Here is a 15,334-nt window from a genome sequence, read left to right as displayed (position 1 = left end):
GATTAAATGTATCATATTGAAAGATATAAGAGAAATCCTGTAGTGGATTTTAAAGAGAGAACATGGCCGAATAAGCAAATAGAGAAAGCACCTATATGGTGTTCATCAGATCTAAGAGACGGCAATCAGGCATTGGTCGAGCCAATGGTGGTAGAAGAAAAGATAGAGATGTTTAATCTGCTTGTAAAGTTGGGCTTTAAGGAAATAGAGATAGGTTTTCCGGCAGCATCCCAGATAGAATTTGACTTCCTTCGTCAGCTTGTGGACAGAAAACTTATACCGGATGATGTTGTAGTACAGATACTTTGCCAGTGTAGAGAGCATCTTATAAAAAGAAGTTTTGAAGCTATAAAGGGAATTAAAAAATGTATAATGCATATCTATAATTCCACGGATACATTACAAAGAGATGTAGTATACGCTCTTGATAGAGAAGGAATAAAAAATATTGCACTTGAAGGTGTGGATCTTGTAAAGAAGTATATGAAAGATCATGACGGTGAAATTATATTGGAATATTCACCTGAGAGTTTTATGGGAACAGAACTTGATTTTGCACTTGATGTATGTGACGCCGTTGTAGATGCATGGGGCGCTACAAAATATAAGAAGATAATAATCAATCTTCCGAACACTGTTGAGATGACAACACCTAATGTATTTGCAGACAGAATAGAGTGGATGAGTACACACCTAAAAAACAGAGAGGCGATTATACTTTCCACACATCCTCATAATGACAGAGGTACAGGTACAGCTGTTGCGGAACTTGCGCTTTTGGCAGGAGCCGACAGAATGGAGGGTACACTTTTCGGAAACGGTGAGAGAACAGGAAATGTGGATATACTTAATATTGCCTACAATATGTTTTCACAGGGTATTGATCCGAATCTTAATATCAGCAATATTAAAGAAATCATAGATGTATATGAGAGAACCACAAAGATGAGCATCGACCCGAGACATCCATATGCAGGAAAGCTTGTATTTACAGCTTTTTCAGGTTCTCATCAGGATGCTATAAATAAGGGCGTTCAGGCGATGAGACAGAGAAACAACCCATACTGGGAAGTTCCATATCTGCCTATAGATCCTGCAGATATAGGTCGTGAGTATGAGCCTGTAGTAAGAATAAACTCACAGTCCGGAAAGGGCGGAGTTGCATTTGTTATGGATACATTCTATGGCTTCAAATTACCGAAGGGTATGCACAAGGAATTCGCAGATATTATTCAGAAGATTTCAGAAGTACAGGGTGAAGTTTCACCGGAAGAAATCTACAAGGAATTTGAAAAGAATTACATTGAGAAGAAAGAACCTCTGCATTTTGAGAAATGTATTATCACTGATGCCGATGAGGACGGAGATTTCTCTACATATGTTAAGGTTACATACACATTTAACGGTGAAGAGAAAGTGTTTGAGAGTACCGGAAACGGTCCTATCGATGCTGTTAAGAGAGGCCTTGAAAATGTTGTCGGTAAGGGAATTAAGGTTCTTGATTATAATGAGCATGCTCTTACATCAGGTTCAAATGCAAAGGCGGCTTCATATATCCATATGCTTGATGTGGAAAGCGGAAAGACCACTTATGGTGTGGGTATTTCAGGTAATATCACAAGATCATCTATCAGAGCTTTATTCTCTGCAGTAAATAGATTGTTCTATTAAAAGTACTTTTATTAAAGGAATACATGCGTATTAAAGTGTGTATTCCTTTATGTTCATATAATAATAAATGAGGTAAGTATGAATATAGTTTATATAGCAAATGAAAAATTTGCAGTGCACCTGGGTGTCAGCTTATATTCTCTATACGAAAGAAACAGAAACGAAAAAGATATCAGAGTCTTCATCATTTCCACAGGAATTGGTGAGGACTCTTTGGGCAAATTGAAAAGTATAGCAAAAAGGTTTGGTAGAGATGTAGAAATAATAGAACTTAAAGATACATCAAAATATTTTGATACAGGTTTGCAGGATTCAACATTTGATATCAGCAAGATGGGTAGACTGCTTGTAGGTGAGATTTTGCCTGAAGATGTTGATAGAATACTTTATCTGGATTGTGATATGGTTATATTGCATTCTATAAGGGAATTATACAATACAGAGCTTGGAGAAAATATAATAGCTGCAGTGGAGGAGCCTACAGTACTTGAAAGAGTAAGGTATGAAATAGGACTTGATTTTGAGGCGTCTTATGTAAATGCCGGGCTGCTACTTATCGATCTAAAAAAGTGGAGAGAGAATAATCTCGGTGAAAAGACTATAAGCTACAGCAAAAGTATATGGGATAAGAGTCTTTTCGGAGAGCAGGATGCTATAAACGGTGTACTCAGATGGAAGATAAAGAAGCTTTTACCTAAGTATAATTTCTTTTCAAATTATAAATATTTTTCATACAATTCATTTATTAAAGTTTACAGTGCAAGCCTTTCCTACACAAAGAAGGATTTAAAAGAAGCGAAGAGAAGACCGGTAATAATACATTTTGCAGGAGATGAAAGGCCATGGATAGCAGGAAGCTTTAATCCGTATAAGAAAGCATACGATTACTTTAAGAAAAAGACTCCTTTTAGAGATGTTCCTATAGAAAAGGGAAAGAATCTGTATATGCTCATATATCATATGATGGATTTGATTACATGTATTTGTCCGACATTAAGAAAAAGGATATCCGAGTATTACATAGATAAAGCATACAAGAAGCATTCTGAAAGAAAATAAGGAGAGCAAATGAAATTAGCTTTAGTAGTATTAAATTATAATGATGCGGATAATACATTAAAAGTCCTTGGAAATACGGCAAATTATGATGTATTTGATAAAGTAATTGTGGTAGACAATGCTTCAAATGATGATTCAAGAATCAGATTAAAAAGCTACTGCGAAGATAATGAAAAAATATACTTTGTAGAAAACCATGAAAACAAAGGATATGGTTCCGGAAATAATATCGGTATTTTTGTAGCGAAAAAACTCGGAATGGATTTGGCTTTGATTGCAAATCCGGATACAGACTTTGAAGAACGAGTGATTAGAGTATTAAAGTCAGCTATGGAAAAAAATGAAAATATCGGCATATGCGCTCCTTTGGTAGAAACAAATGATGTATATGGCTGCAGAGAAAATGTACTAAAAGGTGCGTCATGTTGGCCGATGAGAGATTTTCTTCATTCCTTGGCGGAGAACGGTCCTATATGCAGACGAATCTTTACAAAGGCACTTCATTATGACAGAAACTTTTATAATGCCAAGATAAGAAAAGTAGGCGCTGTACTTGGGGCACTACTTATGGTAAGAGTTGACGCATTTATAAAGGTCGGTGGTTATGACGAAAAGATGTTTTTATACGGTGAGGAGGATTTGCTTTCAAAAAAGATGGAAGGTATCGGATTAAAAACGTCCGTTATTACAGGATATAAGTATAAGCATATACATTCCGCAAGCATCAAAAAAAGTTTAAAGAGCCTTTATTCACGCCAGAAAATCAGAGAAGAGTCCACAATGTATTTTTATAAAAATTATCTGAATATAAACCCTCTTCAGCAGATATTTGCAAAAGTTTTCTTTGCGTTTGTAAGATTTGAAGTGATTATTTTCGGGTTGGTGTAGGAAAGTTTATGATAGAGATTTTACTTGCGACCTATAACGGTGAAAGATTTTTGTCTGAGCAGATAGAAAGTATAATAAATCAAAGCTATACGGACTACAGTATACTTGCAAGTGACGATAATTCAAGCGATTGTACACTTGAAATATTAAGAGGCTATGAGAGCGTATTGGGCGAAAAGATAAATGTTGTTCAGAGCAATACTCACAGCGCTAAAGAAAACTTTTACAATCTGCTTGATATGGCTGATGCCGAATATATTGCACTATGCGATCAGGATGACTTTTGGGAAAGAGATAGACTCAAAAAAAGTCTGAAGGCTGTAAAAAGGCTTGAAAGAAGGTATGGCAAAGAAACACCGATACTTGTGCATTCGGATTTGGAGATAGTGGATGAAAACCTGAATTCACAAAACAAAAAAATGTCTGAGCTTACAGGTATAAGTGAAGCCATAACGCATGCAAAAGAAGAGTCAAAATACCTTTATACAATAAGCACTGAAGAAAGTTTTTCAAGGTATTTGGTTGAAAACAATATCACAGGAAATACGGTGATTATAAATAAAGCATTGCTTGATATATACAAAAGACCTAAAGTTTCTTTTATGCACGACTGGTGGCTTGGACTGATTGCCTTTACATTCGGTAAGGTTGGTTTTCTTAATGAGTGCCTTGTAAAATATCGTCAACATGAAAGCAATGAGCTTGGCGCAAAGAATCCTCTGGAACTTCGCAATATAAAAAAGAGAAATAAACAAAGGATAAGAGAAAACTATGACTGTATGTTTGCACAAGTAGAGGAGTTTTTACTATTATATAAGAATGAACTTGGGAAAAGCAGGTTGGCCGATACATATTATGCACACAAATATTTAAATGCCTTTGCAAATATGAAATCAAAAAACAGAATATCAAAGATAAGAGATATCTTGAAATATTCATTTTTTAAAAGTTCAAAAATACTTACATTAGGAGAGATGTTGAATATCTGATGAATAAAAAAAATAAAAGTGAGATTTCCACATCTCTTTTTTGGAAAATACTTGAAAACGGGGGTTCACAGGGAGTCCAGTTTATAGTATCTGTACTCCTTGCAAGGCTTTTAAGTCCGTCAGAGTATGGAATAGTTGCAATAGTTTTGATATTTACAACAATAGCAAATGTTTTGGTACAAAACGGTTTTGCTTCAGCACTGATACAAAAGTTTCATGCAGATGATTTGGACTTTTCATCTGTGCTGATTTTTAATGTACTTTTATCACTGGCGATATATATGCTGCTATTTTTGGGTTCTCCAGTAATAGCCGATATATATAAAAATCCGGAGCTTACCGATATACTTAGAGTTATGGGCATAATAATACTGCCCGGGAGTATTATATCAATAGAAAATTCATATGTTGCCAGAAATATGAAGTTTAAAACACTTTTCATAGCAACATTTTTTTCGTCTGTTATTTCAGGCAGCGTGAGTGTAATTATGGCACTTGAGGGAGCAAAGGTCTGGGCTTTGGTTTTCCAGCAGATAGTCTATTATTTTGCACTCCTTATAATACTCGGTATAGGTATAAAATATTTTCCGGGGCTTAAGTTCAGCTTGGATAGATTAAAAACCATGTTTGCCTATGGCTCGAAGCTCTTGGCGGCATCACTTATAGATACGATTTTTACAAATATACACGGACTTGTCATAGGTAAGGCATACAGTGAGGATATGCTTGGCTCATTCAACAGAGGTGAGCAATTTCCAAAACTTGTAGTAAGCAATCTTTCATCAGCCATACAGTCCGTACTTCTTCCTGCTATGTCAAAGAAACAGGAAAGTAAGGAGGATGTAAAATCACTTTTAAAGTCATCGGTAAGACTTTCCACATTTGTGGTGGCACCTATGATGTGCGGTCTGGCGGCGGTCAGTGACAATCTGATACTTTTACTGCTTGGAGAAAAGTGGAGGATTGCAATACCGTTTTTGCAGATGATGTGTTTTTCATATGTATTTTGGCCGATTCATGTATCAAACCTTGAGGCATTAAATGCTATGGGCAGAAGTGATATATTTTTAAAGCTTGAGATTATAAAAAAGATCCTTGGAATTGCCATATTGCTGATAGGAATAAGGTATAATGTATTTGTGTTTGTAGGGCTTAAGGCTTTTTCAGATTTGATCTGTGCATATATAAATGCGGCACCGAATGAAAGGCTTTTGGGCTACACACTAAAAGAACAGAGTATGGATGCTTTAAATAACTTCATGCCTGCTATAATTATGGGAATTATTATTTACATTGCAGGTAAGCATATAGGAATCGGTATTTTAAGCCTTTTGATACAGATAGTGCTTGGTGTAATTATTTATATAGCATTGGCTGTAGTTATGAAAAATGAGAACTTTAAGATGATAGTGAGTAAGGTGAGATAATAATGAATATACTTTTGACCAGTGTGGGTAGAAGAGCATATATAATCGATTATTTAAGGGATATATATAAGGACCTTGGATTAATCGGAAGTATCGTAGCAACAAATTCGGATATGAATACAACAGCTATGAGCGTAGCTGATAAGGCTTTTGAGTCACCGCTTATATATGATGAAGAATATATTCCGTTTCTACTGGAAATATGCAAAAATGAAAAAATAGATATTTTAATTTCACTCTTTGACATTGACCTTATGATACTTGCAAAGAATAAAGCCGAATTTGAGGCTTTGGGTGTAAAGGTCATTGTTTCAAATGAGGATGTTATAAATATTTGTAATGATAAATTTGAAATGCTTAAATATCTTGAGAAGATAAATATGCCTGTGCCGGAGACCTATTTGGATCTTGATAAGGCGCTTGAAGGGGCGGACTTTAATAATAAGACTTATATTTTAAAACCCAGATGGGGAATGGGCTCTCTAAGCATATTTGAAGCCGAAAATAAAAAAGAACTTGAAGTTCTCTATGAAAAGGCAAAGAGAAGTATACAAAAATCTTATTTAAGATTTGAGTCAAATGCCGATATGAACAAAGCAATACTTATACAGGAAAAAATCAAAGGAGACGAGTTCGGGCTGGATATTTTCAACGATCTTAAAGGAGAGAACTTAAGTGTTACGGTAAAGAGAAAATATGCAATGAGATCCGGTGAAACAGATATTGCAGAGGTTACCAAAAACAGCGATCTTAAAACTGTAGGAAAGAAGATAGCAAAAAGTCTTTCTCATATAGGAAATCTTGATATGGATATACTCTTATCAGACGGGAAAGCCTATATAATAGATATGAATGCGAGATTTGGAGGAGGCTATCCTTTTACTCACAATGCCGGAGTAAACGAGCTGGAAGCAATTATAAGACTTTGCGGCGGCATGGAACTTAATGATTTAAGTGTTAAAAAATATGGCTGCTTTGCAAAAGAAATAACCATGGTGGAATTAAAATAGATTTGGATATATTATGGACAGTAAAGAAAGAAGCGCATATTTTTGGAATATGCTGGGAAGCCTTGTATATGCTGTTACCAGCATGCTGCTGGGTGTGGCTGTAACAAAGCTTGCAGGAGCATATGCAGGAGGAATATTTTTCTTCGGATTTTCTACATTAGGCCAGCAACTTTATATAGTTTCATACTTTGGAATGAGACCTATACAGGTTACCGATGTTTCAAATGAATACAGTTTCGGAGATTATCTGAGGCTTAGAGTTATTACCTCGGCTCTGGCTGTTTTGGCAGGCTTTGTATATACAATTATTATGACTAAGGACAGCTATGTCTTTGAAGTATATATGATTTTGTCACTGTATAAGATTTTAGACGGATTTTGTGATATATTTGAGTCTGAAATGCAAAGGCAGGACAGGCTTGATATGACAGGAAAGGCAACACTTTTCAGAACAATATTTTGTGTAGGCATATTCCTTGTTACACTTGGATTTACAAAGGATTTAAAATTAAGTTCTTTGGCGCTTTTACCGAGTATAGTGATAGCTGCAATAATTTTTGATATACTGCCTTTAAGAAGATTAGTTCCTGATAAAGTTGTAAAAAAGAACTCTTATATAAGCTTAATAAATAAGAGCAAATGGCTTTTTTTAGGAGCTTTTATAGATCTTTATATCTTTGCGGCGGCAAAGTACGCTGTAAATTACAGACTTGGAGAGGAGCTAAACGGATACTTCAGCATAATATTTATCCCGACATCCATTATAAATCTGATGGCAGGCTTTATAATAAGGCCGATACTTACAAAACTTTCATTGCTGTATAAGACAGGTAACAGAAAAAAGTTTATTTCGACAATATCAAAGATTGCGGTATTTATATTTGTGGCCACTTTATTTGGAATGCTTGCGGCTTATATTCTCGGAATACCTGCACTCAAGCTTGTGCTTGGTGATGTGGGAAATGCAATAGAGCCTTACAAACTTGCCTTGGTTTTGGTAATACTTGGTGGCGGACTTTATGCAATAGTAAATCTCGGATATTACTGTTTGGTTATCTTTGAAATGACAGGAGTTATATTTTCAATATATGCTGTAGGGGCGGTGTTTGCATACTTTATCAGTGATTTCATGGTAAAGAGTTTCGGAATGAACGGAGCGGCTTTTGCATATATGATAACCATGCTGTTACTTTCAATATCCTTCCTTGTTGCAGTGATTTTTGGACTCAGAAAGGTTAAAAAATGAATTTAGTAGATGTAATAATACCTACATACAAACCTGACAATAAATTTTTGGTATCAATAAAAAGACTTTTGGCTCAGACAGTAGCACCGGGTAAGATAATTATTATAAATACAGACAAAGCTGTATGGGATAAGACAGGAATAGAAGAGAAATTAAAAGAGCTTTTTGAAGAAAGCGATACTAAACTTATATTGGAGCATATAGAAAAGCAGGATTTTGACCATGGGGCTACCAGAAACTTCGGCGTGTCAAAGTCAAAGGCCGAGTATTTTGTTTGCATGACTCAGGACGCAGTCTGTTTTGACAAGAAGACTATTGAATATTTGCTTAGAGGTATGGATAAGTCCATCAAGATGACTTATGCAAGACAGGTACCGGATAAAAATGCAAATAAAATAGAGAAGTTTACAAGAGAATTTAATTATCCTGCAGAGTCAATGATAAAGTCATTTAACGAAAGACAGACGCTTGGAATTAAGACATATTTTGCTTCAAATGTCTGTGCGGCATATGAAAGAGAAACTTTTGATGCTTTGGGAAGATTTGATACCGGTCAGATTTTGAATGAAGATATGCTTTTTGCCTACAAGCTTATAGAAAACGGATATTTTGTAAAATATGAGGCATGGGCAAAGGTGGTACATTCTCACAATTATACCGGAGTTACTCAGTTTAAAAGAAACTTTGATATCGGGGCGTCACAGGCAAGCAATCCTCATATCTTTAAGAATATAAAAAGTGAGAGCGAAGGTAAAAAAATGGTATTTAAAACTATGGAACACCTTCTCGCCACTCACTCATATATCAGCGCAATCAGGCTTATTTATATCAGTGCCTGCAAGTATGCGGGATTTTTGGCAGGAAAAAATTACAAGAAATTGCCAAAGGGTGTTGTGAGAGCCTTTAGTATGAACAGAGAGTTTTGGAGATAGATATGGCTGATACATTGGTAATAATACCGGCGTTTAATGAAGAAAAGAATATTGCAAATGTAATAGATCGACTGACAAATACATTAAATGATGTGGACTATGTGATTGTAAATGACGGCTCCATTGACTCTACATCCAAGATCTGCAGAGAAAGAGGATTTAATATTATAAATTTGCCGGTAAACCTGGGGCTTGCAGGTGCTTTTCAAACCGGTATGAAGTATGCTCACAAGCATGGCTATAAATATGCTGTGCAATTTGACGGAGACGGACAGCACAGACCCGAATACATTTCTGAAATGAGGAAAAAATGTGAGGAATGTGATATAGTCATTGTTTCAAGGTTTGTCACCAAGAAAAAGCCGTTCACTCCGAGAATGCTGGGCTCCCGACTTATTGCTCTTGCGATAAAGTTAAGTACAGGTGCTACTATTCATGATCCTACCTCGGGTATGAGAATGTATAATGAAAAGCTGATTACAGAGTTTGCACTTAGACTTAACTATGCACCTGAGCCGGATACAATATCCTATCTGATAAAGCAAGGTGTGAAAGTATGTGAAATACAGGGTGAAATGGATGAAAGAGTGGCTGGAATAAGTTATCTTACTCCTATAAATGCCGCCAAGTATATGTTTAGAATGCTCTGCTCCATTATATTTATTCAAAGTTTTAGAGAGAAGAAGAAATAATATGACTGCTATACTAAGAATAGGTTTGATTTTGATATCAATAATGTCGTTTTTTGTCATTATAAGAAAAATAAGAAAGTCAAAGATAAGAATAGAGGATGGACTCTTTTGGGTGGTCTTTGCCATCATACTGATAATCTTTGCCATATTCCCGAGAATAATTTATTTTATATCCGACTTAGTCGGTGCAAAATCCCCGGCAAATATAGTCTATCTGATAATAATAGGCATGCTCCTTGTAAAGCTTTTCTTTATGAGCATACAGATGTCACTCCTTGAGAACAAGGTGGTGAATCTGGCTCAGGAGATGGCGCTGAAGGAGAAAGAGGATAGGGATAGTAGAGAATAAGAATCTATATAGTAATTAAAGAGGTATCATGGATGAAAGTGATACCTCTATTTTAGTTTTGTATAAGCAGGTTATAAATTCTATTACTAATGACAAGTTGTGTCGAAAGTTAATAAAGTGCAAAGTTATAGAGAAACAATTTTATTTATTAAACGATGTATTATCGTTTTCAATATAAGTGAAATGCTTTACAAACAAGTGCAAATAGAATACAATAAAGTTAAAGGAAGGAGGATGATTATGGCACAAATTAGTTTGAGAATTGATGATGATGTAAAGGTAAATGCAGAGAAAGTATGCAAAGATATTGGAATGTCAATGTCTACAGCAGTAAATATCTATTTGAAAAGGCTTGGGTCAGAGAGACGAATACCGTTTGAAGTGTCGGCGGATCCTTTTTACAGTAAAGAGAATATGGATGAATTGGAGAGGAGAGTTGCCAATATTCGCACAGGAAAAAGTGTGTTAAAAGAACATGACTTAATAGGAGTTGAATGATGCGAAAACTATGGGATGATAATGCATGGGAAGAATATCTATATTGGCAAACACATGATAAGAAGATTTTAAAGAAAATCCATAGGTTATTGGTAGATATTGATAGAAACGGATATGAATGTACCGGTAAGCCGGAACCGCTTAGCGGAAATCTTTCGGGATATTGGAGCGTTCGTATTGATGAGAAAAATCGAATCGTATTCAGATTATTTGAGAATAGTATTGAGATAATACAGTGTGGATCTCACTATGGTGATAAATAAGAGTACTGTGGGAAATATATAAATAGACTGTTGTGAAATGACAGTCATAAGAAAGGGGTGGTGTGACTAATTTTGATTCACACCATCCTAAATTTTTTACATAAAAAGAGTGAGATATTACAGCAGTGTTTTGACCACAAGCTTGATGAAAAAAAGGAGAAAGCTTTGATAATGTGACGGTACTATATTATCTGAACTGATGGGAGTTTTTACAAAAGATGATTGTTACAGTGAAAATTTTCCTGTAACATCTAAAATGAAATATGATTTTAAGTATGTTAAGGAGGGTAATAAAATGACGGATGCAATGAAGGAGTTATACGACATATTTAAAGAAGAATCTAAAGACAAGTGGATAAAAGAGGGTAAAAAAGAAGGTAGAAGAGAGGGTATAAAAGAAGGTAGAAAAGAGGGTATAAAAGAAGGTGTTATAAATACATTACTTATACTTGTAAAAGATGGAATAATTTCAGTAGAAGATGCTGCAAAAAGAGCAAACTTAAGCGTAAGCAAGCTTCAAAAATATTTAAATGAAAAGATGTAAATGTTTTAGTAAGACTTAAAACAATGAGGACACTGTAAAAGGTGTCCTTTTTTGTATGGCCCTAATTATGTTGAGACTATGTAAGATAAAGAGGGTAATAATGAGTGTAATAAAGAGGGTAATAAAGTAGTTAGTTATTAAGATTTAAAGGAAATACAGAAGACTATTTTTCAATAAATAAAAAATAAATTAAGTAAATATAAGGGGCACAATGTAAAAAGTTCTTTTTTGTAAGAAAAAAGATTAAATATTAATTTTGTTAATGAAAAATATTAATAAATTTGTTATAATTAGCTGGTGTTATTATATGAGGGGAAATATAAATTTTTATATATAAATAATTTTTACAACGACAATATATGTCTATGTTAAATAGTATATTAGGCATATAGGAGATGAGATATGAATGTCTTTGGGGCAGATAGGTCATCACGATTGCTTAAGATATATTCAAAGCTGGTGAAGGGCTATATTGTAAATAAAAGAGAAGAAGCTGATAACTTCAATGTGGATGAAAGAACGATTCAAAGGGATATCGCTTCCATAAAAGATTATATGTGTTCCGATATAACGAGTAACGGTATTATAAACTCCATAGTCTATGACAAAGAGGCAGGTGGCTATAGGATGGAATCATCATATCAAGGAACTTTGTCAAACAGTGAGACACTTGCAGTATGTAAAATATTGTTGGACAGCAGGGCATTTCCAAAAGATGAAATGCAAGGGATACTTGATAAGCTTATAAGTTGCTGTGTACCGAAAGAAAACAGGCAGCCGGTCAAGGAGTTGATAGGAAATGAAGAACATCATTATATAGAGCTGAGGCATAAAACAAACTTCCTTGATACATTATGGGATCTGGGTCAGGCGACTAGAAGCTGTAAATATGTGGAACTTGAGTACAGGAGAACCAAAGATAAGACAATCGTAAAAAGAAAAGTAAAGCCTGTAGGAATAATGTTTTCCGAGTACTACTTTTATATCACAGCATTTATAGATGACAAAGAAGTTTGTGAGAACTTTGATGTAATAAATGACTCTTTTCCTACAATATACCGTGTGGATAGAATTGTCAGCTATAAGGTAATGGAAGATAGATTTAAAATGCCTTATAAAGACAGATTCGAAGAAGGAGAGTTTAGAAAAAGAATACAGTTTATGTATGGCGGAAAAATAAACAGAATCCGTTTTGAATACACCGGCTCTGATGTTGACGCAATACTTGATCGCCTACCAACTGCAAAGATAGAAAGTGAAAAGGATGGCAAATTTATCATCAGGGCAGAGGTATTTGGCAAGGGTATTGATATGTGGTTGAGGAGCCAGGGGGAGAATGTGAGGGTGATAGGATAATGAAGTCATGAAATAGATTTTATAAAGGTTATAAATTTTAATAATGAGAGGGGAACTGTATGGAATTTTTTAAGGACAAAGGAATTGAGAAAAAGAGCAATACAGATAAAGGGAATGAAAAAGAAGTACTTAGAGATACTAAAAGGATTGGGACAGGCAGGTCTGTAACAGACTCGGTTAGTAAAGCGACAAAGGCTGCAAAAGATGAATTTTCTAAGCCAGAGAGATATGATAGACGTATTCTGGATGATGGAAATGCAAAAAGAAGGATAAAAGAGCAAGCATTTTTTGATAATGGGAATGTAAAAGATCCTTATACAAATAGAGATTTATACCTAACTAGATCTGAGGCTAAGAGACAAGGTGGAAAAGATTATAAAAAGTATATGGCAGAATCAGACCATATAGTTTCTTTACAAAAGCGTCATGAACAAACCAAGAACAAACCTTGGCTAAAAGAAAAGGACATTAGAAAGTCATCAAATAGTTCTAGCAATATGGAAACGGTATCGAGGGAGTTTAATAATGCAAAGCGTAGTCGTTCAAATACAGAATTTGTAACTGATGAAGATTATTTGAAAAAAACTGGGGTAGAGTTATCTAAAGAAGGAAAAAATAGAGCTATTGAAAGTGAAAATAATGCAAAAAAAGCATTGCAACTTCAGGATATGAAGGATAGTGCTAGAAATATATTGGATACAGGAAATAAGGCTGGACTTGATGGTATGAAGGATTCAGGTACATTTGTATTTACTGTTTCTACAATTCAAAATATTGTTTCAGTAATAAAGGGAGAGAAAACTGCAAAAGAGGCTATTGTAGATACTGCGAAAGACACAGGTAAGGCTGCTGCAACAGGATATGGCTTGAGCTCAGCATTAACAGTTATTTCACATACACTATCATATTCTTCATCAAGTTTTATAAGGGCTTTAGCTGAATCAAATGTTCCGGGACAGGTGATAACAGCAGTGATGATCACTGGAGATACTGTAACACAGTATGCAGAAGGAAAGATATCCACAAAACAATGTATGAATAAACTTCAAGAAAAAGCAAGTGTATTCGCTGGGGGAACGTTTGGAGGTGCAATTGGAGGGCAAATTTTGGTTCCTATTCCTATAGTTGGTGCTGCAGTCGGATCATTAGTGGGGTCAGTACTTTCCAGTTATACTTATAACAAGGTAAGTGAAATACTTGAGAAAAATAATATAGATAAAGATGCATTAATGGCAGGGACAGCAGTGAGTACTTTAGTTCCTGTTCCAGTGGTAAGCCAGCTCATAGGTAAGAAAGTTTATGATGCTATAACAGATGGTAAAGATAAAAAAGAAAAGCTATTAGCTGAAAAAGAAAAAGCGCTGGAGCAGACTAAGAATTATAGAGATGAACTTAAATCATATTTAGCTACTTATTTCAGAGATTATCCAAACTGCTTTAATGAAGCTTTTGAAATGATGGATAGAATTATAAAAGCTGAATTAGAAGCGTAGTATTATTTTTACAACAAATTGGGAAGTCGGGTAGTATTATAATGAAAAGGCGTAAGTTGATAAGAATAAAAAGAGAGATACAAGACAATTTATTTTCTGCAGTACGTTCTGCTAAGGAAGAGATATATGGAGAAATACAAAATATAAACAATACAATATGGGAATCAAAAAAAAGAGTAAATGGTGTACTAGATAGATGCAACAATGTAGAGGAGTTATTAAATAACATTGATTTTACTTTAACAGGTACAATAAATGATATAACAGATGATTTTAGTGATTTGTTGGTAAATGTAGAAAAAAAATACCATGATAATATTATTTATACAGGGGAAAGCATCTTTAATAAATATGGTTTAAAAGGCTTAAATAGCAATTGTGTTGACCTATGTAAATTTGAATTTACTAAATATGATAAGGATTGGATTATAAAAGAATCGGATAATCTGGTATATGAAGCAGAGATGGAGGTAAGAGATTATATTATTGAAGATGCTAAAGGCTTTAGTAATTCGCCATGCTCATTTGATTATAAAATAAGTGAGTATAAGAAATTGGCAAAACAGATGTTTTCAGAGGGTATAGATCATTTAGCTGAAAGCATTTTGCAAAAAGTTATTGAATATTATATTGTGGAATTAGTAGATAATATAAAAATTACCAAAAAATGTTTTGATTTACTTATTGATAGAAATGCAGATTTATCGAAACAACTTTGTGACGGTAAAGTGGATATAAAGAATGATAGTAACGTGGAAAAAGGGTCTGCAATGGATAGTGACAGTCAAGATATTTTGAAAATAAATTTTATCTCCAGTGCCAGTAGTGGAAAGTCTACACTTATAAACGCTCTATTAAATACAGAACTTCTACCATCAGAGAATAAGGCTTGTACAGCTACTATCTGTAAAATACTT

The 15,334-nt window shown here is 34.6% G+C and carries 16 protein-coding genes; all 16 read left to right on the top strand.

Going from position 1 to position 15,334, the window contains the following annotated elements; all coding sequences use genetic code 11:
* The first annotated feature begins 6 nt into the window (after window positions 1-6).
* Entirely contained in the window at window positions 7-1,671 is a 1,665-nt protein-coding gene (gene leuA / locus HMPREF1140_RS11370) for a 2-isopropylmalate synthase (RefSeq protein ID WP_009663996.1), read from the top strand.
* Between the two features lie 78 nt (window positions 1,672-1,749).
* Entirely contained in the window at window positions 1,750-2,730 is a 981-nt protein-coding gene (locus HMPREF1140_RS11365) for a glycosyltransferase family 8 protein (RefSeq protein ID WP_009664002.1), read from the top strand.
* Between the two features lie 9 nt (window positions 2,731-2,739).
* Window positions 2,740-3,618 carry a glycosyltransferase gene (locus HMPREF1140_RS11360; protein WP_009664007.1) on the top strand — a complete coding sequence of 293 codons (879 nt, stop codon included), beginning with the start codon at window positions 2,740-2,742 and terminating at the stop codon, window positions 3,616-3,618.
* 8 nt (window positions 3,619-3,626) lie between these two features.
* The gene (locus HMPREF1140_RS11355; RefSeq protein WP_009663993.1) at window positions 3,627-4,607 is read left to right on the top strand and encodes a glycosyltransferase family 2 protein; all 981 of its coding nucleotides are present in this window, start codon (window positions 3,627-3,629) and stop codon (window positions 4,605-4,607) included.
* Complete coding sequence (locus HMPREF1140_RS11350; protein ID WP_009663988.1) at window positions 4,607-6,034, top strand: lipopolysaccharide biosynthesis protein; 1,428 nt, start codon at window positions 4,607-4,609, stop codon at window positions 6,032-6,034. Before HMPREF1140_RS11355 ends, HMPREF1140_RS11350 begins: the two co-directional genes overlap by 1 nt.
* Window positions 6,035-6,036: 2 nt before the next feature.
* Window positions 6,037-7,044, top strand: coding sequence for an ATP-grasp domain-containing protein (locus HMPREF1140_RS11345; RefSeq protein WP_009663994.1), 1,008 nt, complete (start codon window positions 6,037-6,039; stop codon window positions 7,042-7,044).
* A gap of 13 nt (window positions 7,045-7,057) precedes the next feature.
* On the top strand, window positions 7,058-8,290 hold the full coding sequence (locus HMPREF1140_RS11340) for a lipopolysaccharide biosynthesis protein (RefSeq protein WP_009664021.1): 1,233 nt from the start codon (window positions 7,058-7,060) through the stop codon (window positions 8,288-8,290).
* Window positions 8,287-9,222 carry a glycosyltransferase family 2 protein gene (locus HMPREF1140_RS11335; protein WP_009664000.1) on the top strand — a complete coding sequence of 312 codons (936 nt, stop codon included), beginning with the start codon at window positions 8,287-8,289 and terminating at the stop codon, window positions 9,220-9,222. Before HMPREF1140_RS11340 ends, HMPREF1140_RS11335 begins: the two co-directional genes overlap by 4 nt.
* 2 nt (window positions 9,223-9,224) lie before the next feature.
* Window positions 9,225-9,914 carry a glycosyltransferase family 2 protein gene (locus tag HMPREF1140_RS11330; RefSeq protein WP_009663985.1) on the top strand — a complete coding sequence of 230 codons (690 nt, stop codon included), beginning with the start codon at window positions 9,225-9,227 and terminating at the stop codon, window positions 9,912-9,914.
* Window position 9,915: 1 nt separating this feature from the next.
* Entirely contained in the window at window positions 9,916-10,263 is a 348-nt protein-coding gene (locus HMPREF1140_RS11325; protein ID WP_009664028.1) for a DUF2304 domain-containing protein, read from the top strand.
* A gap of 240 nt (window positions 10,264-10,503) precedes the next feature.
* Window positions 10,504-10,761 (top strand): type II toxin-antitoxin system RelB/DinJ family antitoxin, encoded by a 258-nt coding sequence (locus HMPREF1140_RS11320; protein WP_009664024.1) that lies wholly within the window; start codon window positions 10,504-10,506, stop codon window positions 10,759-10,761.
* The gene (locus HMPREF1140_RS11315; protein WP_009664012.1) at window positions 10,761-11,024 is read left to right on the top strand and encodes a Txe/YoeB family addiction module toxin; all 264 of its coding nucleotides are present in this window, start codon (window positions 10,761-10,763) and stop codon (window positions 11,022-11,024) included. Before HMPREF1140_RS11320 ends, HMPREF1140_RS11315 begins: the two co-directional genes overlap by 1 nt.
* 295 nt (window positions 11,025-11,319) lie before the next feature.
* Window positions 11,320-11,568, top strand: a complete 249-nt coding sequence (locus HMPREF1140_RS11310; RefSeq protein WP_009664001.1) for a helix-turn-helix domain-containing protein — start codon at window positions 11,320-11,322, stop codon at window positions 11,566-11,568.
* Window positions 11,569-11,970: 402 nt separating this feature from the next.
* Window positions 11,971-12,924: a helix-turn-helix transcriptional regulator gene (locus HMPREF1140_RS11305; RefSeq protein ID WP_009664015.1), complete on the top strand. Its 954-nt coding sequence runs from the start codon at window positions 11,971-11,973 to the stop codon at window positions 12,922-12,924.
* A gap of 59 nt (window positions 12,925-12,983) precedes the next feature.
* Window positions 12,984-14,417, top strand: a complete 1,434-nt coding sequence (locus tag HMPREF1140_RS11300; RefSeq protein ID WP_009664010.1) for a hypothetical protein — start codon at window positions 12,984-12,986, stop codon at window positions 14,415-14,417.
* 41 nt (window positions 14,418-14,458) lie between these two features.
* A partial coding sequence (locus HMPREF1140_RS13600; RefSeq protein ID WP_009664009.1) for a dynamin family protein occupies window positions 14,459-15,334 on the top strand: 876 nt, incomplete at its 3' end.

Origin of the sequence: Lachnoanaerobaculum sp. ICM7 (assembly GCF_000287675.1) — a bacterium.
GTDB lineage: Bacteria > Bacillota > Clostridia > Lachnospirales > Lachnospiraceae > Lachnoanaerobaculum.
The sequence above is the reverse complement of the archived record's forward strand: the minus strand, read 5'-3'. Positions and strand labels throughout refer to the sequence as shown.